The sequence below is a fragment of the Stenotrophomonas sp. 59 genome (genome assembly GCF_030291095.1).
GTDB lineage: Bacteria > Pseudomonadota > Gammaproteobacteria > Xanthomonadales > Xanthomonadaceae > Stenotrophomonas > Stenotrophomonas maltophilia_Q.
Genome location: NZ_CP127408.1, coordinates 626124 through 644026 on the forward strand (window position 1 = coordinate 626124; position 17903 = coordinate 644026).

Below are 17903 nucleotides of genomic sequence, written 5' to 3' on the forward strand. Positions count from 1 at the left end.
ATTTGGTGAGTGCCAACCTTGGTTGGCACATCGCTCAGTGCGGACCAAGGTCCGCACCCACCAGAGTGGAGGCAGGGTAGGTGCCAACCTTGGTTGGCACGCACCAGAGCGCGGTGCTTACAGCTTCGCGCGCTGCTCGCGCAGGCCGGCCAGCTGGGTATTCCAGTCGGCCAGGCGCACGCGTTCCTGCTCGACCACCGCCGGCGGCACCTTGTCGGTGAACTTGGCCAGCTTGGTCTCGCTCTTTTCCTTTTCGGCATCGACGCGGGCGATTTCCTTGTCCAGGCGCACGCGCTCGGCATCGAGATCGACCAGGCCTTCCAGCGGCACCAGCAGCTTCAGTTCACCGACGATCGCGGCGGCAGCCGGCGGCGCGCTTTCGCCTTCGGCCAGCCACTGGATGCTGTCCAGCTTCAGCAGGAACGACAGCGAGGCACTGAAGCGTTCGATGCGCACGCGGTCCTGCGCCAGCCCGGCCTGCAGGCGCAGCGGCACCAGCTTGGACGGGGCAACGTTCAGTTCGCTGCGCACGCGACGCACCGCGCTGATCACCGCCTTCAGCCATTCCACGTCGGCCTCGGCCTGGGCGAAATCGCCTTCGAACTCGGCGGCGGTCGGGTACGGGCGCAGCGACAGCGTGGTCTCGGCCAGGCCCAGGCGCGGCGCCAACTGCTGCCACAGCTGTTCGGTGATGAACGGCGTCAGCGGGTGCAGCAGGCGCAGCAGCGCTTCCAGCACGTACAGCAGGGTGTGGCGGGTGCTTTCGGCATCGGCGGCGTCGGCACCGTTCAGTGCCGGCTTGCTCAGTTCCAGGAACCAGTCGCAGAACGCGTTCCATGCGAACTCGTACAGGCACTGCGCCAGCAGGTCGAAGCGGTAGGCGGCGAAATGGCCCTGCGCTTCGGCGGTGGTGGCGGCCAGGCGCGCGAGGATCCAGCGCTCGGCATCGGTGCGCGGCTTGGGCACGCCGGTGAATGCCGCGCCTTCAGTGTTCATCAGCGCGAAGCGGCTGGCGTTCCACAGCTTGTTGCAGAAGTTCTTGTAGCCCTCGGCGCGGTTCATGTCGAACTTGATGTCGCGGCCGTGGGTGGCCAGCGCGGCGATGGTGAAGCGCAGCGCATCGGCACCATGGGCGGCGATGCCGTCCGGGAATTCCTTGCGGGTGGCCTTCTCGATCTTCTCCACCATCTTCGGCTGCATCAGGCCGCCGGTGCGCTTGGCGACCAGGTCGTCGATGGTGATGCCGTCGATGATGTCCAGCGGGTCGAGCACGTTGCCCTTGCTCTTGGACATCTTCTGGCCCTGGCCGTCGCGGATCAGGCCGGTGAAGTAGACGTCCTTGAACGGGATCTTCCCGACCAGGTTGTCGGTGGCCATGATCATGCGCGCCACCCAGAAGAAGATGATGTCGAAGCCGGTGATCAGCACCGACGACGGCAGGTAGCGGTCGAAGCCACGCTCGGCCATGGCCTGCTCGTTCGGCCAGCCCAGGGTGGAGAACGGCCACAGCTGCGAGGAGAACCAGGTCTCCAGCACGTCGCTTTCCTGGTTCAGCACCACGTCGCTGCCGAGGTTGTGCTTGGCGCGCACTTCGTCTTCGCTGCGACCGACGTAGCAGCTGCCGGTGGCTTCGTCGAACCACGCCGGAATGCGGTGGCCCCACCACAGCTGGCGGCTGATGCACCAGTCCTGGATGTTGTTCATCCAGTGGCGGTAGGTGTTGATCCAGTTCGGCGGCACGAAGGCGATGGTTCCGTCTTCGACCAGTTCCAGGCCACGCTTGGCCAGGTCGTCCATCTTCACGAACCACTGGTCGGTCAGGTACGGCTCGATCACCTGGCCGGTACGGTCGCCGCGCGGCACCTGCAGCTTGTGCGCCTTGGTCTCGACCAGGATGCCCAGGTCTTCCAGCTCGGCCAGCACCGCCTTGCGCGCGGCGTAGCGGTCCAGGCCCTGGAAGCGTTCCGGTGCGTTTTCATTCAGCGCAGCCACCGGGGTGAACAGGTTGATCATCGGCAGGCTGTGGCGCACGCCGACTTCGTAGTCGTTGAAATCGTGCGCCGGGGTGACCTTGACCACGCCGGTGCCGAACGCACGGTCCACGTAGTCGTCGGCGATCACCGGCACGCGGCGGCCGGTCAGCGGCAGCACCACGCTCTTGCCGATCAGGTGGGCATAGCGCTCATCTTCCGGGTGCACCATCACCGCGGTATCGCCCAGCAGGGTTTCCGGGCGCGTGGTGGCGACCACCAGGTAGTCGCGGGTTTCGCGCAGGGTCTCCACGCCGTCGGCATCGCGCTCGACGTGCTCGTAGCTCAGGCCTTCATCCAGCGTGTAGGCGATCGACCACAGGAAGCCGTCTTCTTCGGCGCTCTCCACTTCCAGGTCGGAAATGGCGGTCTTCAGCACCGGGTCCCAGTTGACCAGGCGCTGGCCGCGGTAGATCAGGCCCTGCTCGTACCAGCGCACGAAGGCTTCGTTCACCGCCGCCGACGGCTGCGGATCCATGGTGAAGGTACTGCGCGACCAGTCGGCGGAGGTGCCGAGGCGGCGCATCTGGCGCTCGATGGTGTCGCCGGACTGCTGCTTCCACTCCCAGACCTTGCCGATGAAGCCTTCGCGGCCCAGCGAATCGCGGGTCTCGCCCTTGCCTTCCAGCGCCAGGTTGCGGCTGACCACCATTTCGGTGGCGATGCCTGCGTGATCGGTACCGACCTGCCACAGCGTGTCGTAGCCGCGCATGCGGTGGTAGCGCACCAGCGCGTCCATCAGCGTCTGCTGGAACGCATGGCCCATGTGCAGGGTGCCGGTCACGTTCGGCGGCGGCAGCAGGATGGTGTACGGCTCGCCCGTGCCGGACGGCTTGAAGTGGCCGGCCTTCTCCCAGGCCTCGTAGAGGTCGGTCTCGAAGGACTTCGGGTCGTAGCTGGAGGCGAGTTGGGTCATGCGGGGGAACCAGGAGGTAATCGTTGAAGGATCAGGGCGCGGCGGCGGCCCATCAAGGGGGCCGGGGCGCGCCTACATGTCGTGCTTGTTCAGGTCGTAACCGGCGGCCTTGTACTGGCGCCAGCGCTCGCGCAGCGGTTCGCGCGCTTCCGGATCGGCCGGGACCACTTCCAGCACGCGGTCGCACTGGCCCAGCCAGGGCTCATCGCGCAGGTTGATCACCAGCGGGCGCGCCGGCGCATCGGTGCCGGGCACGGCGATCAGCACCAGCGCCTCTTCCTCGTCCATGTCTTCGCCGGCGATCTGGTGCGGGATGTAGGCATCGTTGTCGAACGCCCACAGCAGCTCGTCCAGCTCCTCGGCCTGGGCCTGGTCGCGGGCCAGCACCAGGGTGAACAACCCGGCGTCGTTGGCCTTGCGCGCCAGTTCGCAGACCAGGCGCAGCGGCTCGGTCAGGAAACGGGGCTTGGCGATCAGGTAGAAGTCGGCGCGGGGCATGGCAGGGTCCGGGTCAGGCAGGGGCCCGGTCGTGCCGGGCGAGGCCCTGGCCGGCGGGGGCCGGCCAGGGTCGGGTACGGCATCAGGCGCGGGCGGCCTGGTCCAGCAGCCACTGGCTCAGCAGGCCGACCGGGCGGCCGGTGGCCATGCCACGCTTGCCTTCATCGCTGGCCACGCCGGCGATGTCCAGGTGCGCCCAGCGCTGGCCTTCAGCGAAGCGCGACAGGAAGCAGCCAGCGGTGATCGCACCGGCCCAGCGGCCGCCGATGTTGTAGACGTCGGCGAAGGTCGAATCCAGCATCGGCTGGTACTCGTCCCACAGCGGCAGGCGCCAGGCGCGGTCGAACACGTGTTCGCCGGCGGCCAGCAGCTCGTTGGCCAGGTCGTCGTGCTTGCTCATCAGGCCGGCGGTCTGGTGGCCCAGGGCGACCATGCAGGCACCGGTCAGGGTGGCGACGTCGACCAGCGCGGCCGGCTCGAAGCGCTGCGCGTAGGTCAGCGCATCGCACAGGATCAGGCGGCCTTCGGCGTCGGTGTTGCCCACTTCGATGGTCTTGCCCGACATCGAGGTGATCACGTCGGACGGACGGTAGGCGTTGCCGTCGATGGCGTTCTCCACCGCCGGCACCACCACCACCAGGTTCAGCGGCAGCTTGGCCTTGACCGCGGCGACGAAGGTGCCGATGACGTTGGCGCCACCGCACATGTCGTACTTCATCTCCTCGATGCCGCCCTGGGTCTTCAGGTTGACGCCACCGGTATCGAAGGTGATGCCCTTGCCGACCAGCACGTACGGCTTGGCGTCGCCGGCGCCGGTCCACTTCAGCACGACCAGGCGCGGGCGGTTGGCCGAACCACGGGCCACGGCCAGCAGCGAGCCCATGCCCAGCGCTTCCATCTGGTGCTCGTCAAGGATCTCGGCCTCGGCACCGTCGTGCTCACCGGCGAACTTCACGCCCACCTCGGCCAGGTAGGTCGGGGTGCAGTAGTTCGGCGGCAGGTTGCCCAGCTCGCGGGCGAACTCGACACCGGCGGCGATGGCCTGGCCCTGGGCCAGGGCCTGGGCGTCGTCACCGGCGATGGCCAGCTGGGCCAGGCCGGCGTCGTCGGCCTTCTTCTTGCCCAGGGTGGCGGTGTAGCGGTAGGCGGCGTGATCGGCGGCGATCACCGCCTGGCGGATCGCCCAGGCCACGTCGCGGTCCTTGATGGCCACTTCGGACAGGGTGAACAGTGCGCTGCGGGCAGCGCCGGCCTTCAGCGCGCGCACGGCGTCGCCAACGGCCTTCAGGTACTGCGGCACACCGAAGCGGGCGGCGTCGCCGAGGCCGACCACCAGCACGCGCGGGGCGGACACGCCCGGCAGGTCGTGCAGCAGGGTGGTGGCGCCGGTCTTGCCGGACAGGTCGCCGCGCTGGGCCAGCGAGGCCAGGCGGCCGCCGCTGGCGGCGTCCAGGGCCTGTGCGGCCGGGGTCAGGGTATGGTCGGCATACGCGCCGACCACCAGGCAATCAACGGTGGCGGCGGCCGGAGCAACGTGGTTCAGGGTGAATTCGAGGGCCATTGAGCAGATTCCATTGGCAAGTCCGTACAATCGCGGACCGTTTACGCCCAGACAGTAGACTGGGCGGCACCGCGAACGAACCCCAGAGTTTAAACCACCGCCCCATGTTGAAGCTCGACCGATACCTGCTGGGCGATTTCGTCCAGAGTTTCCTGGCTACCCTGATCGTCCTGCTGGTGGTCAGCGTGGGCGGCGTGCTGGTGGACATCCTCGGCAACATCGCCGACGGGCGCCTGCCTGCCAAGCTGCTGTTCTCCCAGCTGGGCCTGCAGTTCATCGCCTACCTGCCGCTGATCCTGCCGCTGGCGCTGATGCTGGGCCTGCTGCTGGCGGTGGCCCGCCTGTACCGCGACTCGGAAATGGCCGTCATCACTGCCATTGGCGTGGGCCCCAAGCGCCTGCTGCGGCCGCTGCTGATGCTGGTGGTGCCGGTGGTGCTGCTGGTCGGCGCCTGCTCGCTGTGGCTGGGCCCGTGGGCCGGCCGGGTGGCCGAGCAGATGATCATCGAGGCCAACCGCAGCGTGCTGATGGCGGGCCTGGAGCCGGGCCGCTTCACCCAGCTGCCCAATGGAGGCGTGGTCTACCTGTCCTCGATCTCGCCCGATGGTACCCAGCTGGGCCGGGTCTTCCTGCAGCGGCAGAAGGACGACCGCCTGGAAGTAGTGTCCGCCGCAGGGGGGCGCATGTTCTTCGAAGGCGCCCGCCAGCGCTTCCTGGAACTGGATGATGGCCACCAGGTGGAAGGACCGGTGGCAGGGGGTCTGGATTACCGTCTGGCCACCTTCGCCCGCAACGATGTGGCCCTGCCCGACGGTGCGCAGACCCGTACCGGGGATGATCCGGAACTGATGCCGACCACGCAGCTGTTCGGCGATGACCGGCCCGAGGCGCAGGCACAGCTGCATCGCCGCCTTGCCCCGCCGTTGATCGCACTGGCGTTTGCGCTGCTGACCGTGCCGCTGGGCCGCAGTTCGCCGCGCCAGCAGCGCTACGGGCGGATGATGCTGGCGCTGATGGCCTACATGGTGGGCACCAACCTGATGTTCATCGGCAGTGGTTGGATTGCCAACGGCAAGATTCCGCCTGCGCTCGGCCTCTGGTGGCTGACCCTGCCGCTGCTGGCGCTGGCGATCTGGATGTATGCACGTGATGGCCGCCTGGGCCGTCCGAAGGGAGCCCGCGCATGAGGCTGCGCCCGATGCGTTTCGACCTGTATCTCGGCCAGTCGGTGTTCACCACGGTGCTGCTGACCTGGGCCGTGCTGGTGGGCCTGGACGTGGTGATGGCGTTCTCCGGCGAGTTCAAGGACATCGGCAAGAACGGCTACACCCTGGGGCACGCTGCCGCCTGGGTGCTGTACACGGTGCCACGCCGTGCCTACACCATGTTCCCCACCGCTGCGGTGATCGGTGCGCTGATGGGCCTGGGCCAGCTGGCCGCGACCTCTGAGCTGACCGCACTGCGTGCGCTGGGCCTGTCGCGCAAGCGCCTGAGCGTATCGGTGGCCATCGCCCTGTCGCTGCTGACCGCGGTGATGGTGCTCAGCGCCGAGACGATGGGCCCCTGGGGCCAGGACCGGGCCGACGCGCTGAAGTCCAGTGCAAAATGGGGGCGTGACATCTCCACCACCCGTTATTCCGGCCTGTGGGCGCGCGAGGGCGATACCTTCCTCAGCGCCGCCGGTGGCGAAGAGCAGCTGGTGGGCGACAAGGGCACGCGGCTGATCCTGCGTGACGTGCGCCTGTATCGCATCGCCGAGGATGGTGGGATCGCCTCGCTGACCCATGCGGACACGGCCGAGCATGACCGTGACGGCTGGGTGCTGACCGGCGTGCGCCGCGATACCTTCGGTGAACGTTCGGCCACGCGCGAGGAAGTGGCGCGCGAGCCATGGAACTCCAAGCTGGACGCCGGCGCGCTGGCCACCGGCATCGCCAAGCCGCGCAACCTCAGCGTGGCCGAACTGCGCACCAGCATCGAATACCGCGAGCGCAACGGTCTGGATGCGCGCGACTACGAAGATGTGTACTGGAGCCGCTGGTTCTACCCGGTGAACGTGCTGGCGCTGTGCCTGGCGGCGGTGCCGTTCGCGTTCGGCTCGCTGCGCAGTGGTGGCATGGGCAAGCGCCTGTTCCTCGGTATCCTGTTCGCGCTGGGCTTCTGGCTGCTGCAGCTGTTCTTCGGCCGCATGGCCGGCGCGTTGAAGTTCGATTACCGCATTGCCTATGCGTTGCCGCCGATCGTGATGCTGGCGGTATCGGGGTTGCTGTTCCGGCGGAAATCGGGCTGATCGTGATTGTTGCAGGGCCGAGCTCATGCCCGGCTGTTTCCGCTTCACTTCAAGGACGCTTCACTTCAAGGATGAACATGACCCTCTACCGCCTTCTGCCGTGCATTGCGGCCGTGCTGCTTTCGGCCGGCTGCAGCCGATCGCCCGTCGACTTCGAAATCGACAACCCGACCGATACGCCGGTGACCCTGTCGATCGATGATCAGCAGCACGTCCTCGCGCCGCACACTGCGGTGTCCATCAGCCTGCAGCCAGGCCAGTACCGTCTGCAGAGCGAGAAGATCGGCAGGGTGCGCATGGTGGTCTATGCCGGTGGCAATGGCGGCCTGATCAACCCGACGCTGGGCGAGTACGTGATCGTCACCGAGCAGTACGTCACCAGCAAGACCAACTCCGGTGGCCTGGTGTCGAAAGTCGAGTTGAATGATGTGGAGATCGAAGGTCCGTATGTGAAGGCGACAGGCCTGCTGATTCCACGCCGCTGGGATGTTGGCCTGCTCGGCGAGCTGCCGGACATGGTGGTGTCCAACAGCCCGGATACGTCGTCCGACTACCGGACCAAGCTCTACAACGTGCCCGGCTTCTTCGATTACCTGGATGCCGGGGACGAGTTGAAGGAGGCTTTCGGGCCGGACGGCTACCGGGCGCCGGCGGCATCGGTGGCTTTCACCCCCGCCCAGCTGCCGTCGCTTCCCGCCGCCTATGAGGCCCAGGCCAAGCCGATGCGCGAGCTGTACGCGCAGTACCTGGCGGCCTCCGATGCGGGCGAGCAGGAACGATTGAAGAAGGGAAGCCTGAAGCTGTGGCAGGAGTTCGTGAAGGCCCGCGCGCAGTTGAGCGGCCAGGTGCCCGTGGCCGATGACGTGCAGGCAAACGCGTTTGCTTCGGCGTTCTTCGACATATGGGCGCAGCCAGCGGTGATCCTGCCGGATGCGGCACCCGCAGGCTGATCGTTGCGTTGATCGTGTAGAGCCGAGCCCATGCCCGGCTATCGAGTGCATCGCGAAACGCAGCCGACCGTAGGCTCGGCTCTACAGGTCGTGCATCAGCGCTTCGGCATCCGCAACAGGCGGGTGCCGCTGGCGCGGTCGTGCCAGGTCAGCCGCTGGCGGTCGATCCACGCCCACCAGAATCCCAGGCCGCCCAGCAGCAGCGACAGCGTGCCCACTGCGAAGCGCAGCCAAAGCTGCGTGCGTCGCAGGGGCGCGCCATCACTCGATTCCAGCTTCAACCGCCACGGCCGCATGCCCAGCGTCTGCCCGCCGCGGCGCCAGCTGGCCGTGGCATACCACCCCGTGATGAGCCAGCACACTGCCCACAGCAGCCACTGCCAGGCGCTGAACGGTGCGATGTTCTCGCGCTGGGCGTGGCCGCTGAAGGTGTAGGCAAGGGTGAACAGGGTGCCGGCCAGCATCCACAGCGCCAGCACCGGCAGCGCGTCGTAGACCATCGCCAGCGCGCGCCACAGCAGCAATGCGCGCGGGCGTGGCAGCTCGGTAGCGGCCGCAGGGGCCGTATCAATGGCGGGGCGGGACATGCGCCGAGCATACGCAATGCTGGCCGCATCCGCAGTGGCCCTCGTATCCTGCACGCATGGCCTCTGTTTCCACCCCCGCCGAACGCCGCCAGCTGGTGCAGCAACTGCCGGAACTGCGTGCCGATGACAGTGCGCGCATCCAGCGTTTCCTCGATGCGATCTGGGCCGAGAACGGCCTGGCCCGCGCCACCCTCGACAGCTACCGGCGCGACCTGGAAGGGTTGGCACGCTGGATGGACGGGCGCGGCGGTGGCCTGGCCGGCATTGAACGTCCGGGATTGTTCGACTACCTGGCCTGGCGCACCCGGCATGGCTGGTCGCCACGAAGCAATGCCCGCCTGTTGTCGGCGTTGCGCGCGTTCTTCGCCGATGGCGTGCGCCGGGGCGATCGCAGCGAAGACCCCAGCGCGCTGCTGGACCCACCCAGGTTGCCTCGGCTGCTGCCCAAGGCACTGGCCGAGAGCCAGATCGACGCGCTGCTGGCGGCACCGGATGTCGACAGCCCGCTGGGCCTGCGCGATCGCGCCATGCTGGAGCTGATGTATGCCGCCGGCCTGCGCGTGAGCGAACTGGTGCTGTTGCCGGCCACCGCCGTCAACCTGCGCCAGGGCGTGCTGCGGGTCACCGGCAAGGGCAGCAAGGAACGGCTGGTGCCGCTGGGCGAGGAGTCGCAGCACTGGCTGGAACGCTATCTGCAGCAGTCACGCCCACTGCTGGTCGGCAAGGGCAGGGTGCAGGCACTGGCGGATGGGCAGACGCCATTGTTCGTCGAGCCGACGCTGCATGCGCTGACCCGGCAGGCGTTCTGGCACCTGGTCAAGCGCCATGCGCAGGTAGCCGGCATCGACCCGGCGCGGATCAGCCCGCATGGCCTGCGCCACAGCTTCGCCACCCACCTGCTCAATCGCGGCGCCGATCTGCGCGCGCTGCAGATGCTGCTCGGCCACAGCTCGCTGTCCACCACCCAGATCTACACCCTGGTGGCGCGCGAGCACCTGCAGAAACTGCACGCCCGGCATCATCCGCGCGGCTGAGCCGTGGCCTGAACCCTGGCCCCGGGCGGTGCGCGGCGTCGCGGCCCGGTGCCGGTGGCTGTGTCAGAATCCGGGGTCTTCTTCTGTCGCGGACCGTTCCATGCTCCGATTTGCCATCGCCGCCGTGTTCGGTGCGCTCAGCCTGACTGCCTGCGCCCAGCCGGCCCCGCCAGCCGCCAAGGCACCTGCTGCCGCTGCTGCCAAGGCCGGCCCGGCCGCCAACGCGCCGGCCGACCAGGCCGTGCGTGCCGCGTTGACCGCGCTGAATCCCGGTTTCCAGATCGACTACATCGGCGCCGCGCCGTTCCCCGGCTTCCGCGAGGTGGTGGTGTCGGGCCAGCTGCTGTACGTCTCCGACGACGGCCGTTACCTGTTCCAGTCGCAGCCGTACGACACCCGCGCCAAGGGCCCGGCCAACAGCGAAGGCCTGCTCGGCTACCGCCGCGATCTGCTGGCCAAGGCCAACCATGGCGACCGCATCGTGTTCGCTGCGCCGAACGCCAAGTACACCATCAGCGTGTTCACCGACATCGAATGCGGATACTGCCGCAAGCTGCACCAGGACATCGCCGAACTGAACCGCAACGGCATCTCCGTCGAGTACCTGGCGTTTCCGCGCATGGGCCTGGGCAGCAAGGACTACACCGACATGATCTCGGTCTGGTGTGCGGCAGATCGTCGCCAGGCACTGACCAACGCCAAGCGCGGTGGCAGCGTGCCGGCCAAGAACTGCACCAACCCGGTGGCGATGCAGTACGCACTGGGCCAGCAGCTGGGCGTGAACGGCACGCCGGCGATCTTCGCCCCGGACGGCACCCAGCTGGGCGGCTACCTGCCGCCGGCACAGCTGCGCGCGGCGCTGGAAAAGCTGTCGGCCAAGCGCTGACCGGGAATGCCGCCGGGCATGGCCCGGCGCTACCGAGGGTGGGCGGGTAGCGCCGGGCCATGCCCGGCGGATGCATCATTCGAACGAAGCCGGGGATGCGTGTCGCATCCCCGGCTTTTTCCTTACTTCAGGCCGTCACTGACCGCCTTGGTCAGCGTGCCCTGTGCATCGTCACCACTGAACTCCCAGACGAACGCGCCGCCCAGGCCCTGGGTCTTCACATAGCCCATCTTGCGGGTGATGTTGGCCGGGGTATCGAAGCTCCACAGCGTGCTGCCGTTGTAGATCCAGGTGGCACCGGCGGTGTTGTCGGTGTAGCCCGGCCACGCCAGGTTCTTCAGCACCTTCCAGTCTTCGATGCCGGCCTCATACGTGCCCGGGGCGGCGCCGGTGGCGGTCTGGTACAGGCCGTTGTTGGCATTGGCCACACCGGTCCAGCCACGCCCGTAGTAACCGATGCCCAGGTTGAGCTTGGCGGCGGGCACGCCACGGCTGATGAAGGCCTCGATGGCGTCGTTGCTGTTGTACAGCTTCTGGTCGCCGGTGGACGGATCATTCGGCGAATCGAACAGCGCCGACTGGTGATTGGTCTTCGCATCCCACGCGCCGTGGAAGTCGTAGGTCATCACGTTGATGTAGTCCAGGTACGGGTGGTACGCGGCCGGATCGGTGACGCGGATCTTGTCGATGCCGGCGCCCACCGCCACCGTCAGCAACAGGCCCGGACGCACCGCATCGAGCTGGCGGCGGAACTCGGCCATCAGCGCGGTGAAGTTGGCGTTGTCTTCCGGCTTGCCGCACTCGATGCCGCACGCCACCGGGTATTCCCAGTCGATGTCGATGCCGTCGAACACTCCCAGCGCGGCACCGGCGCCACCGGCACCGTCGGTCACCGGCAGGTTGCCCTTGATGTAGGCATCGATGCACGAGGCGACGAAGGCCTGGCGGTTTTCCGGGCGTGCCGCGCTGGAGAAGCCGCGCGACCAGGTCCAGCCACCCAGCGAGATCAGCACCTTCATGCCCGGGTACTTGGCCTTGAGCTGCTTGAGCTGGTTCCAGTTGCCGCGCAGCGGCTGGTCCCAGGTATCGGCGCTGCCGCTGACGCTCTCGGCGGCGCTGAAGGCCTTGGTGTAGTCGGCGAACGCATCGCCACCGGCACCGCTGTTCGGATCCGACGGCTGGGTGATGCCCACTTCGCAGCGGTTGTTGCGCACGTTGCCGAAGGCGTAGTTGATGTGGGTCAGGCGCGCGGCCGAACCGCTGCTGTCGATGTTCTTGACCCGGTAGTTGCGGCCGTAGATGCCCCACTGGGTGAAGTAGCCGATGACCCGCTTGCCGGTGGTACCGCCGTCGCCGGCCAGCGTGGTGGCGCTGATCTCGGTGCCCTGTGCCGACGCGTTGCCGGCGTTGTCGCGGGCGCGCACACGGTAGCGGTAGGTGGTCGACGCGGTCAGGCCGCCATCGACATAGCTGGCGCTGGACGGTGAACCGACCAGGCTGCCATTGCGGTACACGTCATAGCCGGCCACGCCGCTGCCACCGGTATTGTCGGTGGACGGGCTCCAGCTGAGCGCGATGCTGTTGGCGGTGCGCGTGCCCACTGCCAGCCCACCCGGCACGCTCGGCGCGGTGGTATCGCCACCGGCGGCGTTGACGGTGATGGTGATGGTCGGCGTGCTGCTGGTGGCGTTGTTGTTGTCGGTGGCCACCGCGCGCAGGGTGTGGCTGCCGGCGCTGGCGTTGGCCCAGTTGGTCGCATACGGCGCACTGGTGGCGATGCCCAGCGAGGCGCCGTCGCGGAAGAACTCGACCTTGGCCACGCTGCCGTCCGGGTCGCTGGCGTTGGCGGTCACGTTGACCGTGCTGCCGGCGCTGAAGGTGGCGCCGTTGGCCGGCGAGGTCAGGCTGACCACCGGCGGCTGGTTGCTGCCGCTGCCATCGCAGGCGCCAAGGTTGGTGTAGTAGGGCGCACCGGCCGGATGGTCCGGCGGCGCGTTCCAGATGTCCTGGTTCGCCCGATAGAGGACGCCTCCTTTCTGCAGGGTATCGCCGGCCCGGTAGATCTTGGCCTGGTCCCACTGGGCCACGCCGGCACAGCTGGCGGCCTGCGCCAGGCCGGGCAGGGCGGCGGTACCGGCGGCCAGGGCAAGCAGCCAGGCCAGGCGGCGGGGACGACAGCTTCGGGTCGCACGTTCGGCACTGCGCACAATCGGGTCGTACATGGGTAAGTCTCCGATCAAAGGGCGCGCGGGCCCCGATGGCGCCGCGCGTGACGCAGGTCCGGGCATCGCCCGGGAAGGCGACGGAGGGGGCGGACGGGGTACCTGGGAGGCCGGGGAGAGAGTCCGGCACCAGGTGGGGACAACGTTGTCATCAATTGTGTGGTCAATCCGTGAGCAAGCGCATGGTTCCGGGATTCAGGCGGAAAGCGGCGCTGCGCGCGGTCGGCGGCCATCGGCGGAGCCCCTCGTGGCGGGTCGCAGCGCGATTTCATGGGTTTGGCCGGGCGGGTGGGCATCGCGGGGGACGCCGTAAACCCGTCCTTGGGGGCTTGGCCGCGGCATCCATGCCGCGGACACCCCCGCGATGCCCACCCACCCGGCCACGGACAGGTTCCTGCGCGGCCAGCCACGAAAGGCAGAACAAGAAATCAAAAGCAAAAGCAGGTCGCTTCGCTCCCATCCACGCATGGCGTGGATCTACCCGTTCTCGGGACCGCCAGTAGATCCACGCCACGCGTGGATGGATCCATCAGATATCGCAACAAATCCAGGGTCAGAGCCCGTTGCGAAGCAATGGGATCGGACCCCGTGCCGTTCCGGCAGATCGCGGAGATCTGTCGAAGGCGGGGTGGGTCCGGTGGCGGGGGTGTCCGCGGCATGGATGCCGCGGCCAAGCCCCCAAGGACGGGTTTACGGCGTCCCCCGCCACCGGACCCACCCCGCCATCCCACGGGAACCCAGCTTTTGCTTTGGCCGTTGCCGTTGCCGTTGCCCTGGCCTCGGCGGGTGCCGGGCGCCGCCCGGCCAAAGCCCTTCCCCCGCTTCCGGTACAATGTCGGGCCCGTTTCCCAACTACGGTTCCCCGGACATGATGGTCCTCGAGGGCGCGCCCGCCCTGTCGCCGTTCCGCCGCGAACGTCTTGAATCCCGCCTGCAGTCCATCGCTCCCTCCCTGCGCATCAGCGGTGCCTGGCACGTCTACTTCGTGCAGCCCGAAGGCAGCGCCGCTCCCGACCTCGCCACCCTGTGCCGCATCCTCGAAGCTGCGCCGCAGGCAGAAGCCGTGGCCGACGGCGCGGTCAGCCGCATCGTGGTGCCGCGCCTGGGTACGCTGTCGCCGTGGTCGAGCAAGGCCACCGAACTGGTGCGCGGTGCCGGCCAGCCGGTGAGCCGGGTCGAGCGAGGCCTGCGCATCGACGTGCAGGGCTGGCCGGCCGATGCCGACGTGCAGCAGGCGCTGGTCAAGGCGTTGCACGACCCGATGACGCAGTCGGTGCTGGAGACCGTGCAGCAGGGCCAGGCACTGTTCTCGGCGCCGGCCCGTGGCGAACTGGAACGCGTGCCGGTGGACCAGCTGGAGGCCGCCAACGAGCGCCTCGGCCTGGCCATGGCCCAGGACGAGATCGATTACCTGCGCGAACGCTTCACCGCGCTGGGCCGCGCGCCGTCGGACGTCGAACTGATGATGTTCGCGCAGGCCAATTCCGAGCACTGCCGGCACAAGATCTTCAACGCCAGCTGGACCATCGACGGCCAGGAGCAGGACCGCTCGCTGTTCCGGATGATCAAGAACACCCACCAGCAGACCCCGCAGCACACGCTCAGCGCGTACAGCGACAACGCTGCGGTGATCGAAGGCCATCCGGCCTCGCGCTACCGCCCGGATCCGGCCAGCGGCGAGTACCGTCGTGAACCGCAGGTGCCCAGCGCGTTCCAGATCAAGGTGGAGACCCACAACCACCCGACCGCCATCGCACCGTTCCCGGGCGCCTCGACCGGCGCCGGTGGTGAAATCCGCGATGAAGGCGCGACCGGCCGCGGCGGCAAGCCGAAGGCGGGCCTGACCGGGTTCTCGGTCTCGCACCTGCGCATTCCCGAGCTGCCGCAGCCGTGGGAAGCGCCGCGCGCGCTGAACCCGCGCATGGCGCCGGCGCTGGAAATCATGACCGATGGCCCGCTCGGCGGCGCCGCGTTCAACAACGAGTTCGGCCGCCCGAACCTGCTCGGCTACTTCCGCAGCTTCGAGCTGCCTGAAGGCGCCGACCTGGTCCGCGCCTACGACAAGCCGATCATGCTGGCCGGTGGCCTCGGCGCCATCGACCGCATCCAGGTCGACAAGATCCAGCTGCAGGCCGGTGATGCGGTCATCGTGCTCGGTGGCCCGGCAATGCTGATCGGCCTGGGCGGCGGTGCCGCCAGCTCGGTGGCCTCCGGCGAAAGCGCCGAGGACCTGGACTTCGCCAGCGTGCAGCGCGACAACCCGGAAATGGAACGCCGCTGCCAGGAGGTCATCGACCGCTGCGTAGCGATGGGCGCCAACAACCCGATCAAGTTCTTCCACGACGTCGGCGCCGGTGGCCTGTCCAATGCCATCCCCGAACTGCTGCACGACTCCAAGGTCGGTGGCGTGATCGATCTGGGCAAGGTGCCCACCGATGATCCGTCGCTGTCGCCGATGCAGCTGTGGTGCAACGAATCGCAGGAACGCTACGTGCTGGGCGTGGCCCAGGAGCGCCTGGCCGAGTTCGCCGCGCTGTGCGCCCGCGAGCGCTGCCCGTTCGCTGCGGTCGGCGTGGCCACCGCCGAGGAACACCTGGTGGTGGCTTACGGTGCCGTGCCGGGCCACACCCCGGCCGATGCGCCGATCGACCTGCCGATGGACGTGCTGTTCGGCAAGCCGCCGAAGATGCACCGCGATACCGCGCATCCGCCGGCACCGCGCTGGCCGGCGCTGAAGACTGCGGGTCTGGATCTGCAGGAAGCGGGCCTGCGCGTGCTTGCGCACCCGACGGTGGCCTCGAAGAACTTCCTGGTCACCATCGGTGACCGCAGCGTCGGCGGCCTGACCGCACGCGAACAGATGGTTGGCCCGTGGCAGCTGCCGGTGGCCGATGTGGCCATCACCGTGGCCGACTTCGACGGCGTGGCCGGTGAAGCGATGTCGATTGGCGAGCGCACCCCGCTGGCCCTGCTCGATGCGGCAGCTTCGGCACGCATGGCGGTGGGCGAAGCGCTGACCAACCTGTGCGCGGCCCCGGTCGATGCGCTGGATGAGATCAAGCTGTCGGCGAACTGGATGGCCGCGGCCGGCCACCCGGGCGAAGACGCGCTGCTGTACGACGCGGTGAAGGCCGTGGGCATGGAACTGTGCCCGCAGCTGGACATCAGCATTCCGGTGGGCAAGGACTCGCTGTCGATGCAGGCGCAGTGGCACGACCAGGGCGAAGCGCACAAGAGCGTGTCGCCGGTGTCGCTGGTGATCTCCGCGTTCGCGCCGGTCGCCGACGTGCGCCAGCAGCTGACCCCGCTGCTCGACCGCGACGTCGAAAGCGAGCTGTGGCTGATCGGCCTCGGCGCCGGCAAGCAGCGCCTGGGCGGTTCGATCCTGGCCCAGGTGCATGCCGACCACGGAGACCTGCCGGCCTTCGCCGGTGCCGCCCCGGATCTGGACGACCCGCAGCGCCTGCGCGGTTTCTTCGAACTGATCCGCGATGCGCGCCAGGCCGGCCTGCTGCTGGCCTACCACGACCGCAGCGACGGCGGTGCCTTCGCCGCGCTGTGCGAAATGGCCTTCACCTCGCGCCTGGGGCTGGACATCACCCTCGACGCCTGGGGCGACGATCCGTTCCGCAGCCTGTTCAACGAAGAACTGGGCGCGGTGGTGCAGATCGCGCGCGAAGACCGCGCCGCCTTTGCTGACCTGGTCGAGCGCCATGCACTGACCGAGTGCGCGCAGCGCATCGCCAAGCCGACCACCGCACCGGTGGTGCGTGTGTCGCTGGCTGGCGAGAACCTGGCCGAATGGCGCTGGGAAGCGCTGTTCGACGCCTGGTGGTCGGTCACCCACGCCATGCAGAAGCGCCGCGACAACCCGGCCAACGCCGATGCCGAGCGTGAGATCGCCCGTGCCTTCAACGCACCGGGCCTGAAGCCCAAGCTCAGCTTCGACATCAATGAAGACGTGGCCGCCCCGTTCATCAGCACCGGTGCGCGTCCGCGCGTGGCCGTGCTGCGCGAGCAGGGCGTCAACGGCCAGATCGAAATGGCGAACATCTTCGAACGTGCCGGCTTCCGCCCCTTCGATGTGCACATGAGCGACCTGATCGAAGGCCGCGTCGCCCTGCAGGATTTCACCGGCCTGGTCGCCTGCGGCGGCTTCAGCTACGGCGACGTGCTTGGCGCTGGCCGTGGCTGGGCGACTTCGATCCTGGAGCGCAGTGCGCTGCGCGATGCCTTTGCCGCGTTCTTCGCGCGCGAGGACAGCTTCGCCCTGGGCGTGTGCAACGGCTGCCAGATGATGAGCCAGCTGAAGGACATCATTCCCGGTGCCGAACACTGGCCGCAGTTCCGCCGCAACGCCAGCGAGCAGTTCGAAGCCCGTACCGCGCTGCTGGAAGTGGTGGAGTCTCCATCGATCCTGCTGCGTGGCATGGCCGGTTCGCGCCTGCAGGTGGCAGTGGCGCATGGCGAAGGCCAGGCGGTGTTCGACAACGCGGTCGACCAGGCCGCGGCCCGTGTTTCGCTGCGCTACATCGATGGCCACGGCAACGTGGCCAGCCAGTACCCGCTGAATCCGAACGGTTCGCCGGACGGCATCACCGGCCTGACCAGCAGCGACGGCCGCGTGACCATCATGATGCCGCACCCGGAACGCACCCCGCGTGCGCTCAACATGAGCTGGGCCCCGGCCGAGTGGCAGGGTGATTCGCCGTGGATGCGCATGTTCCGCAACGCGCGGGTGTGGTGCGGCTGATCGCACCACATCGCGCAGGCATCAATGCCGCCGCGTATGGAAAAACCCGCCGTTGATCGGCGGGTTTTTTCTTTGCGCGCGTGAAAATCCTGATGCGCCCGCTAGTTACATGGATTTTCAGGCGACAAAGTATCGTCACGCATCGCTAACAAAATCCTTTTATAAACAGGCGAAAA

The 17903-nt window shown here is 68.0% G+C and carries 11 protein-coding genes; 6 read left to right on the forward strand and 5 right to left on the reverse strand.

All coding sequences use genetic code 11. The annotated features are described in order from the left end of the window. Positions 1-117 precede the first annotated feature (117 nt). From QP552_RS02800 to QP552_RS02810, 3 genes are all read right to left on the reverse strand, one after another. Positions 118-2946 (reverse strand): valine--tRNA ligase, encoded by a 2829-nt coding sequence (locus tag QP552_RS02800; RefSeq protein WP_286074914.1) that lies wholly within the window; start codon positions 2944-2946, stop codon positions 118-120. Between the two features lie 72 nt (positions 2947-3018). After that, on the reverse strand, positions 3019-3444 hold the full coding sequence (locus QP552_RS02805) for a DNA polymerase III subunit chi (protein WP_286074915.1): 426 nt from the start codon (positions 3442-3444) through the stop codon (positions 3019-3021). An 82-nt stretch (positions 3445-3526) separates the two neighbouring features. Further along, complete coding sequence (locus tag QP552_RS02810; protein ID WP_286074916.1) at positions 3527-5005, reverse strand: leucyl aminopeptidase; 1479 nt, start codon at positions 5003-5005, stop codon at positions 3527-3529. 104 nt (positions 5006-5109) lie between these two features. Between QP552_RS02810 and lptF the strand changes: the two genes are divergently transcribed. The 3 genes from lptF to QP552_RS02825 all read left to right on the forward strand — a co-directional run bounded on the left by lptF (position 5110) and on the right by QP552_RS02825 (position 8245). Beyond that, positions 5110-6192 (forward strand): LPS export ABC transporter permease LptF, encoded by a 1083-nt coding sequence (gene lptF, locus QP552_RS02815; protein WP_106551145.1) that lies wholly within the window; start codon positions 5110-5112, stop codon positions 6190-6192. Then, positions 6189-7295: an LPS export ABC transporter permease LptG gene (gene lptG / locus QP552_RS02820; RefSeq protein ID WP_286074918.1), complete on the forward strand. Its 1107-nt coding sequence runs from the start codon at positions 6189-6191 to the stop codon at positions 7293-7295. The genes lptF and lptG overlap by 4 nt, the downstream gene beginning before the upstream one ends. Positions 7296-7372: 77 nt before the next feature. Continuing rightward, on the forward strand, positions 7373-8245 hold the full coding sequence (locus QP552_RS02825) for a hypothetical protein (RefSeq protein WP_111111353.1): 873 nt from the start codon (positions 7373-7375) through the stop codon (positions 8243-8245). 95 nt (positions 8246-8340) lie between these two features. On the opposite strand, the gene QP552_RS02830 is transcribed toward QP552_RS02825, so the two are convergent. Continuing rightward, the gene (locus tag QP552_RS02830; protein WP_106551148.1) at positions 8341-8832 is read right to left on the reverse strand and encodes an RDD family protein; all 492 of its coding nucleotides are present in this window, start codon (positions 8830-8832) and stop codon (positions 8341-8343) included. Positions 8833-8888: 56 nt separating this feature from the next. On the opposite strand from QP552_RS02830, the gene xerD reads away from it, so the two are divergent. Next, the gene (gene xerD, locus QP552_RS02835; RefSeq protein ID WP_286074920.1) at positions 8889-9866 is read left to right on the forward strand and encodes a site-specific tyrosine recombinase XerD; all 978 of its coding nucleotides are present in this window, start codon (positions 8889-8891) and stop codon (positions 9864-9866) included. 100 nt (positions 9867-9966) lie between these two features. Continuing rightward, entirely contained in the window at positions 9967-10752 is a 786-nt protein-coding gene (locus QP552_RS02840; RefSeq protein WP_106551150.1) for a DsbC family protein, read from the forward strand. 122 nt (positions 10753-10874) lie between these two features. Here the strand turns inward: QP552_RS02840 and QP552_RS02845 are convergent, their stop codons facing one another. Then, on the reverse strand, positions 10875-12974 hold the full coding sequence (locus tag QP552_RS02845) for a glycosyl hydrolase family 18 protein (protein WP_286074921.1): 2100 nt from the start codon (positions 12972-12974) through the stop codon (positions 10875-10877). 868 nt (positions 12975-13842) lie between these two features. Here QP552_RS02845 and purL point away from each other — a divergent pair. Then, entirely contained in the window at positions 13843-17727 is a 3885-nt protein-coding gene (gene purL / locus QP552_RS02850; protein ID WP_181358260.1) for a phosphoribosylformylglycinamidine synthase, read from the forward strand. Positions 17728-17903 lie beyond the last annotated feature (176 nt).

Coding starts and splice junctions, on each gene's coding strand:
- QP552_RS02805 (WP_286074915.1), bottom strand. CDS start 3,444: ATGCCCCGCGCCGACTTCTACCTGATCGCCAAGCCCCGTTTCCTGACC.
- lptF (WP_106551145.1), top strand. CDS start 5,110: ATGTTGAAGCTCGACCGATACCTGCTGGGCGATTTCGTCCAGAGTTTC.
- QP552_RS02830 (WP_106551148.1), bottom strand. CDS start 8,832: ATGTCCCGCCCCGCCATTGATACGGCCCCTGCGGCCGCTACCGAGCTG.
- lptG (WP_286074918.1), top strand. CDS start 6,189: ATGAGGCTGCGCCCGATGCGTTTCGACCTGTATCTCGGCCAGTCGGTG.
- QP552_RS02840 (WP_106551150.1), top strand. CDS start 9,967: ATGCTCCGATTTGCCATCGCCGCCGTGTTCGGTGCGCTCAGCCTGACT.
- QP552_RS02800 (WP_286074914.1), bottom strand. CDS start 2,946: ATGACCCAACTCGCCTCCAGCTACGACCCGAAGTCCTTCGAGACCGAC.
- xerD (WP_286074920.1), top strand. CDS start 8,889: ATGGCCTCTGTTTCCACCCCCGCCGAACGCCGCCAGCTGGTGCAGCAA.
- QP552_RS02810 (WP_286074916.1), bottom strand. CDS start 5,005: ATGGCCCTCGAATTCACCCTGAACCACGTTGCTCCGGCCGCCGCCACC.
- purL (WP_181358260.1), top strand. CDS start 13,843: ATGATGGTCCTCGAGGGCGCGCCCGCCCTGTCGCCGTTCCGCCGCGAA.
- QP552_RS02845 (WP_286074921.1), bottom strand. CDS start 12,974: ATGTACGACCCGATTGTGCGCAGTGCCGAACGTGCGACCCGAAGCTGT.
- QP552_RS02825 (WP_111111353.1), top strand. CDS start 7,373: ATGACCCTCTACCGCCTTCTGCCGTGCATTGCGGCCGTGCTGCTTTCG.